Source organism: Saccharopolyspora sp. NFXS83 (assembly GCF_026241095.1).
Lineage (GTDB): Bacteria > Actinomycetota > Actinomycetes > Mycobacteriales > Pseudonocardiaceae > Saccharopolyspora_C.
Map to the genome: position 1 here is coordinate 180,264 of NZ_JAPFGB010000008.1, position 15,124 is coordinate 195,387.

The 15,124-nt window shown below is 71.0% G+C and carries 15 protein-coding genes; 8 read left to right on the forward strand and 7 right to left on the reverse strand.

Annotation, left to right across the window (positions count from 1 at the left end; translation table 11 throughout):
- Positions 1 to 6: 6 nt before the first annotated feature.
- Positions 7 to 711 (forward strand): envelope integrity protein Cei, encoded by a 705-nt coding sequence (cei, locus tag OOZ19_RS11775; protein WP_266090115.1) that lies wholly within the window; start codon positions 7 to 9, stop codon positions 709 to 711.
- Positions 712 to 807: 96 nt separating this feature from the next.
- Here cei and OOZ19_RS11780 read toward each other — a convergent pair whose 3' ends face one another.
- Entirely contained in the window at positions 808 to 1,614 is an 807-nt protein-coding gene (locus OOZ19_RS11780; RefSeq protein WP_323055122.1) for an inositol monophosphatase family protein, read from the reverse strand.
- Between the two features lie 87 nt (positions 1,615 to 1,701).
- Here OOZ19_RS11780 and ppgK point away from each other — a divergent pair, with 87 nt between their 5' ends.
- Together ppgK and OOZ19_RS11790 are read left to right on the forward strand one after the other, a co-directional pair.
- Positions 1,702 to 2,463 carry a polyphosphate--glucose phosphotransferase gene (ppgK, locus tag OOZ19_RS11785; protein WP_266090116.1) on the forward strand — a complete coding sequence of 254 codons (762 nt, stop codon included), beginning with the start codon at positions 1,702 to 1,704 and terminating at the stop codon, positions 2,461 to 2,463.
- 305 nt (positions 2,464 to 2,768) lie between these two features.
- Complete coding sequence (locus OOZ19_RS11790) at positions 2,769 to 4,178, forward strand: RNA polymerase sigma factor (RefSeq protein WP_266090117.1); 1,410 nt, start codon at positions 2,769 to 2,771, stop codon at positions 4,176 to 4,178.
- A 68-nt stretch (positions 4,179 to 4,246) separates the two neighbouring features.
- On the opposite strand, the gene OOZ19_RS11795 is transcribed toward OOZ19_RS11790, so the two are convergent.
- Positions 4,247 to 4,870, reverse strand: coding sequence for a hypothetical protein (locus OOZ19_RS11795; RefSeq protein WP_266090118.1), 624 nt, complete (start codon positions 4,868 to 4,870; stop codon positions 4,247 to 4,249).
- Positions 4,871 to 5,900: 1,030 nt separating this feature from the next.
- Here OOZ19_RS11795 and OOZ19_RS11800 point away from each other — a divergent pair.
- Positions 5,901 to 6,086: a DUF7455 domain-containing protein gene (locus OOZ19_RS11800; protein ID WP_184477964.1), complete on the forward strand. Its 186-nt coding sequence runs from the start codon at positions 5,901 to 5,903 to the stop codon at positions 6,084 to 6,086.
- 67 nt (positions 6,087 to 6,153) lie between these two features.
- Here the strand turns inward: OOZ19_RS11800 and OOZ19_RS11805 are convergent, their stop codons facing one another.
- Complete coding sequence (locus tag OOZ19_RS11805) at positions 6,154 to 7,362, reverse strand: cysteine desulfurase-like protein (protein WP_266090119.1); 1,209 nt, start codon at positions 7,360 to 7,362, stop codon at positions 6,154 to 6,156.
- A 65-nt stretch (positions 7,363 to 7,427) separates the two neighbouring features.
- Positions 7,428 to 9,206 carry a DEAD/DEAH box helicase gene (locus OOZ19_RS11810; protein ID WP_416309421.1) on the reverse strand — a complete coding sequence of 593 codons (1,779 nt, stop codon included), beginning with the start codon at positions 9,204 to 9,206 and terminating at the stop codon, positions 7,428 to 7,430.
- A gap of 455 nt (positions 9,207 to 9,661) precedes the next feature.
- On the opposite strand from OOZ19_RS11810, the gene OOZ19_RS11815 reads away from it, so the two are divergent.
- Positions 9,662 to 10,735 (forward strand): YihY/virulence factor BrkB family protein, encoded by a 1,074-nt coding sequence (locus OOZ19_RS11815; protein WP_266090120.1) that lies wholly within the window; start codon positions 9,662 to 9,664, stop codon positions 10,733 to 10,735.
- 58 nt (positions 10,736 to 10,793) lie between these two features.
- Here the strand turns inward: OOZ19_RS11815 and OOZ19_RS11820 are convergent, their stop codons facing one another.
- Together OOZ19_RS11820 and OOZ19_RS11825 are read right to left on the reverse strand one after the other, a co-directional pair.
- Positions 10,794 to 11,048 (reverse strand): DUF3039 domain-containing protein, encoded by a 255-nt coding sequence (locus OOZ19_RS11820; RefSeq protein WP_224955395.1) that lies wholly within the window; start codon positions 11,046 to 11,048, stop codon positions 10,794 to 10,796.
- 84 nt (positions 11,049 to 11,132) lie between these two features.
- On the reverse strand, positions 11,133 to 11,453 hold the full coding sequence (locus OOZ19_RS11825; protein WP_266090121.1) for a DUF3099 domain-containing protein: 321 nt from the start codon (positions 11,451 to 11,453) through the stop codon (positions 11,133 to 11,135).
- Between the two features lie 185 nt (positions 11,454 to 11,638).
- On the opposite strand from OOZ19_RS11825, the gene OOZ19_RS11830 reads away from it, so the two are divergent.
- Complete coding sequence (locus OOZ19_RS11830) at positions 11,639 to 12,310, forward strand: lysophospholipid acyltransferase family protein (RefSeq protein ID WP_266090122.1); 672 nt, start codon at positions 11,639 to 11,641, stop codon at positions 12,308 to 12,310.
- 34 nt (positions 12,311 to 12,344) lie between these two features.
- Here OOZ19_RS11830 and OOZ19_RS11835 read toward each other — a convergent pair whose 3' ends face one another.
- Positions 12,345 to 12,920, reverse strand: coding sequence for an HhH-GPD-type base excision DNA repair protein (locus OOZ19_RS11835; RefSeq protein WP_266090123.1), 576 nt, complete (start codon positions 12,918 to 12,920; stop codon positions 12,345 to 12,347).
- 98 nt (positions 12,921 to 13,018) lie between these two features.
- Between OOZ19_RS11835 and OOZ19_RS11840 the strand changes: the two genes are divergently transcribed.
- Positions 13,019 to 14,533 (forward strand): DUF7782 domain-containing protein, encoded by a 1,515-nt coding sequence (locus OOZ19_RS11840; protein WP_266090124.1) that lies wholly within the window; start codon positions 13,019 to 13,021, stop codon positions 14,531 to 14,533.
- Positions 14,533 to 14,958, forward strand: coding sequence for a D-aminoacyl-tRNA deacylase (gene dtd, locus OOZ19_RS11845; RefSeq protein ID WP_266090125.1), 426 nt, complete (start codon positions 14,533 to 14,535; stop codon positions 14,956 to 14,958). The genes OOZ19_RS11840 and dtd overlap by 1 nt, the downstream gene beginning before the upstream one ends.
- Positions 14,959 to 15,124 lie beyond the last annotated feature (166 nt).

Sequence of the window (15,124 nt, forward strand, 5' to 3'; positions counted from 1 at the left end):
CAGGACGTGTCAGCCGCGACTTCACGCTGGGGCCGCCAAGGCCCTCGATACCGGCGACGTCGACCGCTACCCGCTCTGCTGGTGCTGGGGCTGCTGGTCGTCCTGTCCGGGTTCATGTGGACACGGGTCTTCGAGACCACCGAGGACATCGAGGCGGCGACCCGGTGCACCCTCCCGGGAGCACCGACCGCGGCGCCGGAACCCGCGGCCGAGCCGAAGCCCGAGCAGCCGGCCGCCCTGGGGCAGATGCTGAGCCGGAACGCGCTGGACCGCACCACTCCGGTCCCCGCGCGGGACGTGCGGGTGCGCGTGCTCAACGGCAACGGCGAGGCCAACCAGGCGGGCCTGATCAGCCAGGAGCTCACGAACATCGGTTTCGCTCCCGGCGGTGAACCGGACAACGACCCGATCTACCCGAACTACGACCTCAACTGCCACGGCCAGATCCGCTTCGGCGGCGCCGGGGCGAGCCAGGCCCGCACGCTGAGCCTGATGGTGCCGTGCGCCCAGCTGGTGCGCGACGACCGCACCGGCTCCTCGCTGGACCTGGCGCTGGGCTCGGACTTCAAGGACATCAAGAGCAAGCCGGAGGCTCGCCAGATCCTCCAGGAGCTCAAGAACTGGGTCCCGCAGGGCGGTGCCGAGCAAGAGGTCCGGCCGCCGCAGGTCGACGAGGAACTGCTCACGGCCGCCCGCGACGTAGCCTGCTGAGTTTCGCCCGATCCGGCGAATTCGAGGCCCGCGGGTCGTTGAACGCGGCGATGCCCGCCCCGCCGTCCGAAACGGCGGGGCGGGCATCGTCGTGCGTCACACCTCGCCTGCTCCGGCGTCGCGCAGCGCCTCCCCCAGGGAGTCGGCGATTCCCGGCGTCGCGCACACCATGGCCTCGTCGCCGAGGCCGTCGTCCGTCCCGGCCGCCGGGAACCGCAGGTGCGCACCGGCCTCCTGCGCGACGAGCGCTCCCGCCGCCCAATCCCACCGCTTGAGCCCGACCTCGTAGTAGGCGTCCAGCCATCCGGCCGCGACCGCGCACAGGTCCAGCGAGGCGGCACCGGAGCGGCGGATGTCACGCACCTGCCCCAGCAGCCGGCCGGTCGCCGCCGCCTGCGCTCGCCGCCGCTCCACGTCGTAGGCGAACCCGGTGCCGACCAGCGCCAGGTCGAGGCGCTCGGCGCCCGACACGCGCAGCGGCTCGCCGTCGCAGAACGCGCCGCCGCCCGCGGCGGCGCTCCACACCCGGCCGGAGACGGGCTCGACGACCGCTCCGGCGATCGACCTCCCGTCGACCTGCGCGGCCAGCGAGACCGCGTACCAGGGGTAGCCGTAGAGGTAGTTGACCGTGCCGTCGATCGGGTCGACGACCCAGCGGAGTCCTTCCAGCGCTCCCGCGCCGCCTTCTTCCTCGCCCAGCACCGACTCGCCGGGCCGCAGTTCGGCGAGCCGGTCCCGCACGAGCCGCTCGGCCGCGCGGTCGGCGGCGGTGACGACGTCGGTCTCGCTGCTCTTCGTTCCCACGGCACCGCCGGTCACCGATTCGTCACGAATCGTGCGCGCCAGTTCGGCCGCCTCGCTCGCGACCTGCACCGCGATGGTTCGGAGGGTTTCGTTGTCCATGTCAGGTGTCAGTCCCACGTTCACATCGCAGCACAGCGCGGTTAAGGTCTGCACACCTCGTTCTGAATCGAATAGGAAGGATCGGGCATGGGCACTGCCCGCGGTTTCGGCGTGGATATCGGCGGGTCCGGCATCAAGGGGTGTCCGGTGGACATCGACGGTGGTGTGCTGGCCGAAGAACGCATGCGAATCCCCACCCCACACCCCTCGACACCGGATGCGGTGGGCGACGCGGTCGCGGAGATAGCCGAGAAGTTCGGCTGGTCCGGCCCGGTCGGAGTCACCTTGCCCAGCGTGATCAAGGAGGGCACCGCGCACTCCGCGGCGAACATCGACAAGAGCTGGATCGGCACCGACGCGCAGGGCCTGTTCGCGGAACGGCTCGGCAAGGACCGGGAGGACATCGTCGTGCTCAACGACGCCGACGCCGCCGGCCTCGCCGAGATGCGCTCGGGCGCGGGAGCGGGGCGTTCCGGCCTGGTGGTGGTGCTGACATTCGGCACCGGCATCGGCAGCGCCATGTTCCTCGACGGCAAGCTCATCCCGAACACCGAGTTCGGGCACATCGAGGTCGAGGGGCACGACGCGGAGAAGCAGGCCGCGGCCTCGGTGAAGGACGACCTGGACCTGAGCTACCCGGAATGGGCACCGCGGGTCAGCCGCTACATCCAGGGCCTGGAGAAGTTCCTCTGGCCCGATCTGTTCATCGCGGGCGGCGGTGTCAGCAAGAAGGCCCACAAGTGGCTTCCGCTGCTGGACATCCGCACTCCGATCGTGGCAGCGACGTTAAAGAACGATGCGGGGATCGTGGGCGCGGCGACGGCTGCGGCCGCAGGCCTCGGACACTGATCTTCACGGATGCCGGGGCGATGTCGCCGACGTTTCCCCGGTACGCCATCCGAGTGACCCGAACAGGACCGCGTTGCGCTGCGATGGGACCGATCTCGGCCTTGCAGCGGAACCGCACTCCACCGACGCGGTTACAATGGAACACGACCGACCTCATCCGGGACCTCCGGCCCGGCGCCGAGCAGGCGTTCAGCCGGCTCCAAGTCCGCTTCGGAAGTTCTGGAAGGTGGGTCGTCCCCGACCTCTGGCGGCCGAGGTTTCGCGCCCTCCGGCCTGCCCTGATCGACCGTCGCGAAAGGGCGTACGTGGCAGCCGCAGAAACCGCAACCCGACGCTCCAGCTCCGCTGCAACCGCCGGCGGTGGCCAGTCTTCGTCGGCCCAGTCCGCATCCCAGTCCCAGACCGAGGCGTCCGCGCAGGAGGAGACCGGCCAGACCGGTACCGGCGCGGCGAAGGCCAAGTCCGCGACAGGCGCCAAGCCGGCGGGCCGCAAGACCGCCGCCAAGCCGGCGGCGGCCAAGAAGGGCACCAAGGCCGCTCCGGCCAAGTCGGCAGCGGGCAAGGCCGGTTCCGCGAAGAACGCGGCCAAGTCCGGCGAGGGCATGGAGATCGACGAACCGATCGAGACCGACCTGACGTCGCCCGACGTCGGCGACCTCGCCGAAGTCGAAGTGGAGATCCCGGAGGAGCCGACCGTCCCCGAGGACGAGGACGGCAAGACCGACTCCGACTTCGTCTGGGACGAGGAGGAGTCCGAGGCGCTGCGGCAGGCCCGCAAGGACGCCGAGCTCACCGCTTCCGCCGACTCGGTGCGCGCCTACCTCAAGCAGATCGGCAAGGTGGCGCTGCTCAACGCCGAGGAGGAGGTCGAGCTCGCCAAGCGCATCGAGGCCGGCCTCTACGGTGCGGAGCGGCTGCGCCAGGCCGAAGAGGCCGACGAGAAGCTGACCTTCCAGATGAAGCGCGACCTGCGCTGGATCGTCCGGGACGGTGAGCGGGCCAAGAACCACCTGCTGGAAGCGAACCTGCGGCTGGTGGTGAGCCTCGCCAAGCGCTACACGGGCCGCGGCATGGCGTTCCTGGACCTGATCCAGGAGGGCAACCTCGGTCTGATCCGCGCGGTGGAGAAGTTCGACTACACCAAGGGTTACAAGTTCTCCACCTACGCGACGTGGTGGATCCGGCAGGCGATCACCCGCGCGATGGCCGACCAGGCCCGCACCATCCGCATCCCGGTGCACATGGTCGAGGTCATCAACAAGCTGGGTCGCATCCAGCGCGAACTGCTTCAGGACCTGGGCCGCGAGCCCACTCCCGAAGAGCTCGCGAAGGAAATGGACATCACCCCGGAGAAGGTGCTGGAGATCCAGCAGTACGCCCGGGAGCCCATCTCGCTGGACCAGACGATCGGCGACGAGGGCGACAGCCAGCTCGGCGACTTCATCGAGGACTCCGAGGCGGTCGTCGCGGTCGACGCCGTGTCGTTCACGCTGCTGCAGGACCAGCTGCAGTCGGTGCTGGCGACGCTGTCCGAGCGGGAGGCAGGCGTGGTCCGGCTGCGCTTCGGCCTCACCGACGGCCAGCCGCGCACGCTGGACGAGATCGGCCAGGTCTACGGCGTGACGCGCGAGCGCATCCGGCAGATCGAGTCGAAGACGATGTCGAAGCTGCGCCACCCGTCCCGCTCCCAGGTGCTGCGCGACTACCTGGACTGAGCTTCTGGACACGAGAGAAGGCCGGTGCCCCCGTCGGGGCGCCGGCCTTCTTCGCGTTCGGGGCGAGGTCAGGAAGTGCGGAGGCGGTCGCCGAGGTGTTCGGCGAAGGCGTTGCCCAGCAGCCGGGTGCGCCCGGCGAAACCCCAGGTGCGGTAGCGCAGCGTCCGCCCGTCGGTGGTGTGCAGCACCACGACCGTGCGGCGGAAGCGGTGCAGCACCCGGCCGCTTCGGACGGTGTCGTAGCGGTGCGCGGCGACGGCCTCGGGCCGAGCTGCCTGCCCGGCGGGTCGCGCGCGCTCCCGGCGGCGCAGGCGCTGCAACCAGCGGGGCGGGTTCCGGTGGAAGTGGCCGAAGGTGATGATCGCGAACACCACGGCGAGGACTTCGGCGAGCACGCGCAGCACCGCGTGCAGCACGAGCCCGAGCAGGATCAGCGCCATCGGGGCGGCGATGATCGCGACGGTCAGCCGCGCGGTGGGGTTCTGCTCGATGGTCTCCTTGAACGGCGCCATCGCCACCGCCAGCACCCAGGTGATCACGACGACCCAGATCATCGAGCGCTTGTAGTCCGACCACTCGCGCCGCTGCCTGCGCAGCGCCCAGCCCTGCTGGTCGAAGTTCACGACGACCCGGCCGCCGGGGCGAGCGGACACGTGGGAGACGGCGGACACGCCGACCTGTTCAGTGATCACGGAGCGAAGATTATCGAGACGATCACGTTCCTCGCGGGGCTTTGACCGACCTCGCGGGCGAACCGAGCGTCATGCTCGGCACCGAGCCCGATGCGTTCGACCTCGAGATCAAGGGCCACGATGCGACGGGGGCTCGCACCACCGAGCTGCACGGCAAAGGCTCGGCAGCGGCAAGGCGCGGTGCGGTCGGCGGGTCTGTTCGCGCCGGGAACGACTCGCCCCCGGACATCTCTTACACCAGCAGCAGACCATCGTGGACCCGATCTGCGCCTACCTCCGGACGCCGTTCGCGACCGCCGCGGACGGCGCCCGAGAGCGCCGTGGCTCCGACGCAGGACGGGACACGCCCAGGTGGTGCTGGCCGGGCACCTGCGGGCGGATGAGGGCGTCGCCGACGCGCTTGGGCGGACCGGCCGATTTCCGCCGGGTGGCCTTCGACGGGACGGCGCGAACTCCCGGACGGGCTCCGAACCGAACACGTTCGGCCCGCCCACCGCGATGCACCTTCCCGCCCACCCGCGGACGCCACGCTCCGTCGGACCTCACGTACCTCGAGTCCCGAAGTCCGCGCGGCGCCGTCGCGGAGACCGGCTCGGCGCGGGTCTCGATCTCGAATCCTCCCCGCATTCAGAAGTGATTCATCGCACAGCAATCTCGGGGAATTTCGCGCATCCGGGCCTCCGCGGCCGTTCGCTTGCAGCAGAACGCGAGACGACCCAGGCGTGGAACATGCACCCCGGGTACGCATGAAACTCCGGTCGGCGCAATTCGAGACCGTCTATTTTGCCTGGTCAGGCGATCGCAAAACAGTTGTGTGCACGGATTACCACGCTCCGCTACCGGCGCTGCGGCAAGCGGGTACTTCGACGTGACGACGGTCGCCACTCGGCGCGGGAACACTGACGTACGGCTGTGCGTCTGCAAGAGTGGGGTAAGCGAGCACCGGCCCCGCCGCCAGTGGGCCACCGGTGGTCGCAGCAGGATCGAGGGCGTCGGGGACAACCCGGCGCCGGGACGGAGGGAGATCACGATGCCTGGAACGCTCACCCGCCCCGAGCTGACCGCCGCCGACCGCTGCGACCGCTGCGGGGCCGCTGCGAAGCTTCGCGCCGTACTGCCATCCGGCGGGGAGCTGCTGTTCTGCGGGCACCACGGCCGGGAGTTCGAGCCCCGCTTGCGGGAGATGGAAGCCGAACTCCAGCAGGACGAGCAGTAACGACACCCGACCCGAAGGCCCCCGGAGAACGCGGTTCTCCGGGGGCCTTCGGCGTGTCGGGCCGGAATCAGGCCAGCTCGGCGAGCGCTCCCAGCAGCCGCCGCACGTCGCCGGCATCGGTGTAGTGGCACAACGTGGCGCGCACCGCGCCCTCCTTGCCGAGCCCGAGCGCGTCCACCGCCTCCCACGCGTACGCGTGGCCGAACGACACGTTCACCCCTCGCTCCCCCAGGAATCCGGCCACCGCCTCCGGTGACCGGCCGGGCACCGAGAACAACGCGATCGGAGTGCACTTCCCGCTCGGCGCTCCGATGCGGTGCACGTGCGAAAGCTCGGCCAAGCCGTCGAACAGCATTGTCGCCAGCTCCTCCTCGTGCGCGACCACCGCGCGACGGCTCGCGCCGAGGCGCTCCCGCCGGTCACCGGTGGCCGCCGGGTCGAGGCCGGCGAGGTGCTCCACGGCCGCCGTCACCCCCGCGAGCGCTTCGAACGAGGCCGTGCCCAGCTCGAAGCGAGCGGGGATCTCGTCCGGCGCGGGAAGCAGCTTGTCCGGGTTCAGCATCTCCAGCGACCACGGATCGGCCGCGACGACCGCCGCGAGATGCGGCCCGGCCCACTTGTAGGCGCTGGTCGCGTAGTAGTCCGCGCCCAGCTCCGCGACCCGGACCTCCGCGTGCGGGCAGTGCTGCACGCCGTCCACGTAGCTGATCGCCCCGGCTTCGCGGGCCCGCCGGGTGATCGCAGCGACGTCCGGGATGCTGCCGAGCAGGTTCGACGCCGCGGTCACCGCCACCAGCCTGGTGCGCTCACCGATGAGCTCGGTGACCCGCTCGGCGGGCAGCTCCCCGGTACCCGGGTCGAACTCGGCGAACCGCACGGTCGCGCCCGCGCGCTGGGCGTGCTGCACCCAGGGCCGCACGTTGGAATCGTGGTCGAGCTTGGTCACCACCACCTCGTCGCCCGGCTGCCACCCGGCGGCGAGCACCCCGGCGAACCGGTAGGTCAACGCCGTCATGCTGGGGCCGAAGACGACGCACTCCGGAGCGGGAGCCCCGGTGAGGTCGGCGACCGCCGAACGCGCCTCGGCCACGACGGCGCCCGCGCGCTTGCTGGACTCGAAGGTGCCGCCCACGTTCGACACCCCGCGGCGCAGCACCTCCGACACGGCGTCGATGACCGCCTGCGGGACCTGAGTGCCGCCTGCGGCGTCCAGCCAGGACCGCCCGTCGGACAGCGCCGGGTACTGCGCCCGAACCTTCTCCACGTCAAATGCCATGGGGAGCAGGGTAAGGACGGGCGGTCACGCCGAGGTCGCGTCCGGTCACCCGCCGCAGCGGGTGATCACCAGGAGCGCAGCGTGGCGATGCGCTCCTCGAGCTGCTCGGCCGTGGCCATCGCCGTGGGCGGGCCGCCGCAGATCCTCCGCAGCTCGTTGTGGATCGCGCCGTGCGGTTTGCGGGTGCGGTGGTGCTGCAGCGAGACGAGCGTGTTGAGCTCCTTGCGCAGCCCCTTCAGCCGCTCCTGCACGCTCTGCGGGCGGCGGGCCTGCTCGGCCTGCTCAGCGCGTTCGGCGGCCTTCGCGGCCTTGTCCGCGGCCTCCCGCTTCCCGACGCCCTCCAGCTGCTGCTCCTGGCGCTGCCGCAGCAGCGCGCGCACCTGGTCGGGTTCGAGCAGCCCGGGCAGGCCGAGGTAGTCCTGCTCGTCCTCGCTGGTGCCGAAGGCGGCCGTGCCGAACGACGAGCCGTCGTAGATCACCTGGTCGAGTTCGGCGTCGGCGCCCAGGGAGGTGAACGCCTTCTCCTCCTCACCCGGCTCGTCCTTCGTGCGGTTGGCGTCGGCGAGCAGCTCGTCGTCCCAACCGTCCTTCTCCCGGTGCGGCTTGCCGAGCACGTGGTCGCGCTCCGCTTCGAGCTGGCTGGCCAGCTCCAGCAGCACCGGAACGCTCGGCAGGAAGATGCTCGCCGTCTCCCCCGCACGCCTGGCCCGCACGAAGCGGCCGACGGCCTGGGCGAAGAACAACGGGGTGGACGCGCTGGTGGCGTAGACGCCGACGGCCAGCCGCGGCACGTCGACGCCCTCGCTGACCATCCGGACCGCGATCATCCACTGGTCGTCGGAGTCCGCGAACTCGGCGATCCGCCCGGACGCCTTCGGGTCGTCGGAGAGCACGACCACCGGCGCCGTACCGGTCATCCGCTCCAGCGTCTTCGCGTACGCCTTCGCGGTGACGTGGTCGGAGGCGATCACCAGCCCGCCTGCGTCCGGAACTCCTCCGTTGCGCAACTGCTGGAGCCGGGTGTGCGCGGCTTGCAAGACCGACGGGATCCACTCGCCCGCCGGGTCGAGCGCGGTGCGCCAGGCGCGCGCGGTCTGCTCCGCGGTCAGCGGCTCGCCGAGGCGGGCGGAGAACTCGTCGCCCGCGTTGGTGCGCCACCGCGTCTCCCCGGAGTAGGCCAGGAAGATCACCGGCCGCACCACGCCGTCGCGCAGCGCGTCGGAGTAGCCGTAGGAGCTGTCGGCCTTGCTGCGCATCGAGCCGTCGCCATCCGGCTCGTAGTTCACGAACGGGATGGGCGTGTCGTCGCTGCGGAACGGGGTACCGGTCAGCGCCAGGCGCCGGATCGCAGGGGTGAACGCCTCCCGCACCGCGTCGCCCCAGGACTTCGCGTCACCGGCGTGGTGCACCTCGTCCATGATCACAAGCGTCTTGCGCCGCTCGGTGCGCACCCGGTGCAACGTCGGGTGCGCCGCGATCTGCGCGTAGGTGACCACCACGCCGCGGTAGTCGCTGGAGGTCATCCCGTCGGCGTTGCGGAACTCGGGGTCCAGCGGGATCCCGGCGCCGTTGGCCGCCGCGGCCCACTGGTACTTGAGGTGTTCGGTGGGAGCCACGACCGTCACCTGCTCGACGGTCCGATCGGCGAGCAGCTCGGCCGCGATCCGCAGGCCGAACGTGGTCTTGCCCGCGCCGGGCGTCGCGACCGCGGTGAAGTCCTGCGGATTGCTGGAGAGGTACTTGGCCAGCGCTCTGCGCTGCCAAGCGCGCAGCGGTCGCTGGGCGGCCTGCGCCGGGTCGCTGAGCACAGATCGGACGGGATGGTCGAGTTGTGTCTCGGACACGCTTGCTCGCCGCTCCTTCCTAAGCCTTCCCCCTCGCGATTCGCGCGGCACGGACCAACGGATCACGGCCTGGCGCGAGCGGCCCCGCGGCCCGGGTGGAACCGGTCCACCCCTCCCGTCACGCTGCATCGCGCCGAGCGGGAGATCCGCCGAGGGCGACCCGCAGCCTACCGTCCCGCCCTCCGTGACCGGGCGCACCGACCCGCCAGCCGGATTGAGATCGCACTGACACTCCCGGTTCGCCGGGTCCACGCCCATTCGTGGTTCGCATGAAGCATCCTTGTAGCGCGATGGGTTCCTCAGGTCCGACCGATGACAGCCAGCGGCCCGGCCGGCACGGCCGACGGTCGGCACTCTCCGATGCCCGGGAACCGGAGGAGATCGAATCGTCCGAGGACGTCGCCGCGGCTGATCGACCCGAGCAGCCCCGCAGGCGCGACGAACCGGATGCCACGGTGATCGAACGCACGGCACCCGCGAAGCGCGGGCCGCTGCGGCTCGTGTGGCGGACGATCTACAAGGCCTGGTGGGGCAACATCTTCTCGGAGTCGGCGGCAGCCGCCTTCTGGCAGACGCTGTCGATGCCGCCGCTGCTACTGGGACTGCTGGGCAGCCTGGGGTTCCTGGGCGACTGGTTCGGCCCGGTGATCGTCGAGGCGGTGCACGGCAAGATCCTGTCCGGGGCCCGCGCCGTGTTCAGCGCCAACGTCGTGGACCAGATCATCGAGCCGACGGTGCAGGACATCCTCACCCGCGGACGCACCGAGATCGTTTCGGTGGGTTTCCTGCTGTCGCTGTGGGCGGGCTCTTCGGCGCTGGCCTCGCTGGTGGACTCGATCACGATGGCCTACGACCAGTACACGGTCCGGCACAGCGTCTGGCAGCGGATCTTCGCGCTGCTGCTGTACTTGGTCGGGCTGCTGCTGGCGGTGGTCGGGCTGCCGGTGATCGCGCTCGGCCCGGAATGGTTGCCGACGGTGTTCCCGCCGTCGATGCAGGACGACGTGGCGTGGCTGATCCAGGTGTTCTACTTCCCGGCCACGGGACTGCTGCTGGTGCTCGCGCTGGCGACGCTCTACAAGGTGGCGCTGCCGCGGAAGCTGCCGTGGCACCGCGGCGTCCCCGGCGCGCTGCTGGCGATGATCGTGTTCCTGTGCTCCAGCGTGGGCCTGCGCTTGTACATCACCTGGGTGACCGGCACCGGCTACACCTACGGCGCGCTCGCCACGCCGATCGCGTTCCTGCTGTTCGCGTTCTTCATCGGGCTGGCGATCATCATCGGAGCCCAGTTCAACAACGCACTGCAGGAGCTGTGGCCCGCGAAGATGACCCGCAAGGAACGCAGGAAGTGGCGCAGGCTCGAGATGCGGCGGGCCGAGCAGCGGCTGCGCACCGAGGAGGGCTACCGCGCGTGGCGCAGCGAGGACGAGCGCCCGAGCGTCGGCGTCAAGCTGCCGCGGCCCACGGTGACGACCGCGCTGGCGCAGGAGGAACCGGCCCCTAGGCGCGCTGAGGGCGTCGAGGGGTGATCACGCCGACGCGCACCGCGCTGGCCGCGGTGGCGCCGTCGCGAGCCGCGGTGCCGGTTCAGTCGTCGTCGCCACCACCGGGCGGCAGACCCTCGAAGACCTTCTTGCAGTCCGGGCACACCGGGGAGCCGGGCTTCGCCGACTTCGTCACCGGGAACACCTCGCCGCACAAGGCCACCACGTACGTGCCCATGACCGCGCTTTCAGCGATCTTGTCCTTCTGCACGTAGTGGAAGACCTCGGGGCGGTCGTCCTGGGTCTGATCCGTGGTCTCCGGCCGGACATCGGTTTCCGGAAGCGTCATCGTGCTCATCGCTCCATGATGCCCCACCGCACGCCGCTCACGCCGCTCACCTCGACCGCTGACCGGATCCACCCGCGCGTCGCCCGGGTCAGGTCAGGAGTCCTCGATCACCCGGTGCTCGCTCGATTCCAGCGCGCGATCGGAGTGCTGGAACCGGTTGACCTGTTCGGTCTTGCGCGGCGGGCGATCGTTGGCGATGAGCACCGCCATCCACGGCAGCGGGATCGAGATCGCCACGATGATCAGCGCGAGCCACCAGATCTGGTAGCAGGCTGCACCGGCGATCAGGCACGGGATGCGCAGCGACATCATGATCGCGTACTTGCGGCGCCGCTCCGCCTGCTGATCGTCGTAGGACGGCTGCGCCTCGGTGATCAGCACCGGGGTGTCGTCGCCGTGCTGTGTACTGCTCACGACACCACCTCCACGTCTCCATCGTCCCACTCCGGCATTCCCCTGGACACCCTGGGAGCCCGGTGACCGTCGCCGCACCTGAGGCGGTATTCAACGCGGTCTTCACACGGCGGCGACGGTGCCGTCGTCCGCCACCGGTAGGTTCGCGGAGCGGGTGAAGCCATGGCTAGGCGGGGAGGCACGACATGTTCTACATGCTGACCAAGCGGATCGTCGGCTCGGCGGCGCGCGCCGTGTACCGGCCGAAGGTCGTCGGCGCCGAGCAGGTGCCTGCCGACGGGCCCGTCATCTTCGCCGTGAACCACCTGTCGGTGGCCGACAGCTTCATCGTGCCGCTCGTGGTCCCGCGGCCGGTCGCGTTCCTCGCCAAGGCCGAGTACTTCCAGGGCCGCGGGTTCAAGGGCAGGCTCACCCGGACCGTGTTCACCTCGCTCGGCGCGATCCCGGTGCAGCGCGGCCGAGGCCGGGCCGCCAAGGAGGCGCTCGGCGCCGCCGAACAGGTCCTCGCCGACGGCGGCGCGTTCGGCATCCACCCCGAAGGAACCCGCTCGCCCGACGGACGGCTCTACCGCGGTCGCACCGGCGTGGCCCGGTTGGCGCTCAGCGGGAAGGCGAAGGTGGTACCGGTCGCGCTCAGCGGCACGGACCGGCTGCTGCCCATCGGGGCGAAGGTCCCGCGGCTCACGCGGGTCACGGTCCGGTTCGGAGCGGCGCTGGACTTCGACCGCTACCACGGCATGGAGGGTTCGCTGCCGGTGCTGCGCTCGATCACCGACGAGATCATGTACGCCATCTCGGAGCTGTCCGAGCAGGAGTACGTGGACCGCTACCAGTCCCCTTCGTCCGCAGCGGCCTGACGAAGCCGGGCCGCGGCGGACGGGGCCCCGGGCCTCACTTCTGCTTCGCGGCGGCCTTCTGCTGCTTCTTCCACGCGCGGACCTCTTCCAGGGTGCCCTGGTCGAGCACGTCGGCGATGGAGCGGCGGGCGTCCGGATCGCCGTAGGCGCCCGCGGCCTCCCGCCAGCCCTCCGGGGTCACCTGCCACTGCTTGCCCAGCAGCGCCAGGAAGATCCGCGCCTTCTGATCGCCGTACCCGGGCAGCGCCTTGAGCCGGGCGAGCACGCGGGCGCCGTCGGGCTCGCCCTCGGTCCAGATCCGTTCCGGGTCGCCCTCGTAGGTCTCCACCAGGTACTCGCACAGCGCCTGGACCCGCTTGGCCATCGAACCGGGGAACCGGTGGATCGCCGGCGGGGTGACGCACACCGCGGCGAACTCCTCGGGGTCCATCGCCGCGATCCGGTGCGCGTCGAGCGCGCCGATCCGCTCGACCAGGACTTTCGGCCCGGAGAACGCCTTCTCCATCGGGATCTGCTGGTCGAGGAGCATTCCCAGCAGCAGCGCCAGCGGGTCCTCCGAGAGCAGCGCGTCGGCTTCGGCGTTCTGGGTCAGGTGCAGCGTCCGGCTCATGCCCGCAGGATCTCACGCGGTGGTGCGCACGTCCCTGCGCAGGCCGTTCGGGCCCTCGGCCGCAGCGGCCGTCAGGGGGGCGTGTGAGGATCGACCTCGTGATTCCGGATCTTTCAGCTGATCGTCTTGACCGTCTTCGCGCAGCGTTCCTGGAGGTCGGCTACGACGCCGACGGCGTGGTGGAGCTGCTCGGGCCGCAGGCCCACGCCGCGCTCGGGCGCGGCGAGCCCGAACCGGCGCTGCGGGCGACCGCGGACGGCGGCCCGCTGGGCACGCTCGTGCGGCTGTTCCTGCTCGGCGAGGCCGAACCCGCCGCGGACGTGGCGGCGGCGCTGCGCCCGCTGCCGGTCGACGAGGCGGTGGCGGGCGGTGTGCTGGCCGCCGACGGCGACGCGCTGCGCGCGGCCCTGGACATCCGGCCGCACGGCGCCGGGACGGACTCGTGGTGGGTCGTCTCCGACCTCGACGCCGACCTGCGCCCGGACGGCTGGGCCACCGGCGTCGACCACGTGCTCGGCGTCGGGCACGCCTCGATGAGCCTGGTGCGGGCGACCTCCCGCAGGCAGGTCGGCTCGGTGCTCGACGTGGGCACCGGCTGCGGGGTGCAGGCGTTGCACGCGAGCACGCACGCGCAGCGCATCACCGCGACCGACGTGTCCGCGCGGGCGCTGGCGCTGGCCGCCGCGACGTTCCGGCTCAACCGCATCGACGTCGAGCTCGCCGAGGGCGAGTGGTTCGAGCCGGTGCGGGGCCGCCGGTTCGACCAGGTGGTGTGCAACCCGCCGTTCGTCGTCGGCCCGCCGCGGACCGACTACGTGTACCGCGACTCCGGCCTGGCCGGGGACGACGCGAGCGCTCTGGTGGTGCGGCAGCTGCCGTCGTTCCTCAACGAGGGCGGCACCGGGCAGCTGCTGGCCTCCTGGCTGCACCGCAAGGGCGAGGACTGGGAGGACCGGGTCTCGCGGTGGCTGCCGCCGGGCGGGGTGGACGCGTGGTTCGTGCAGCGCGACGTGGCCGATCCGGCGCTGTACGTGGGGACCTGGCTGCGCGACGCCGGTTTCGACCCGCGCTCCCCCGCCGGGCGCCGCAAGGCGGCGGAGTGGCTGGACTGGTTCGCGGCCAACGACGTCGACGGCGTCGGGTTCGGGTTCGTCACGCTGCGCCGCACCGACGCCGAGCGCGGCGAGGTCGTGTGCGAGGACCTGCGGCAGGCGTTCGACGACCCGCTGGGCCCGGAGAGCGACGCCTGGCTGCGCCGCGTGGACTGGTTGCGCGAGCACGGCTCGGCCGAGGGCCTGCTGGGCGCGCGGCTCGTGACGGCGCCCTCGACGGTGCTGGAAGAGGTCGCGGCGCACGGCGAGGAGGGCTGGGAGCGGTTCGTGCACCGGCTGCACCGCACCGACGGACCCGGCTGGCAGCACGAGATCGACGAACTCGGGACGCGGCTGCTCGCCGGGTGCCAGGGGGCGATGCCGACCCGGGATCTGGTGGAACTGCTCGCGCTCGGTTCCGGGGAGGACGCCGAGGAGCTTTCCCGCGCGGCGGTGCCGATGCTTCGGGAACTCGTGCGGCACGGAATGGTGATCCCGGCCGAATGGGCGGATGAGGAGTAATGCGAGCAGTGGTCAGCCGGGTCACCGAGGCCTCGGTGCGGGTCGGCGGTGAGACGGTCGGCAAGATCGAAGAACCCGGCCTGCTGGTGCTATTGGGCGTGACGCATTCCGATGGCTCCGAACAGGCCGAGAGAATGGCGCGCAAACTGCACGAGATACGGGCGCTGCGCGATGAGGAGTCGTGCGCCTCCACCGGCGCCCCGCTGCTGGTGGTGAGCCAGTTCACGCTCTACGGCGCCACCCGCAAGGGCCGGCGCCCGTCGTGGACCGAGGCGGCCCGGCCTGATCAGGCCGAACCTCTGGTGGCGGAGGTCGTGCAATGGCTGCGGCAGCGGGGCGCTCAGGTGGCCACGGGGAGCTTCGGAGCGATGATGGAAGTGGCGAGCGTCAACGACGGCCCATTCACGTTGTTGATCGACGTGTGAATGTAACGGCGGTTCTCAGCTGATCCTCAGACTTCGCGGAGCAACGGATGTGACCGCCGCGACGTCTCCTGGTCGAGCAGTTCGGGAACGAATTCGAGGTCGTGTTCGTTTTCCAGGTATCAAAGCTTCGACAGCCAGGTCTACGAGCCGCCGCCACATCCGATGT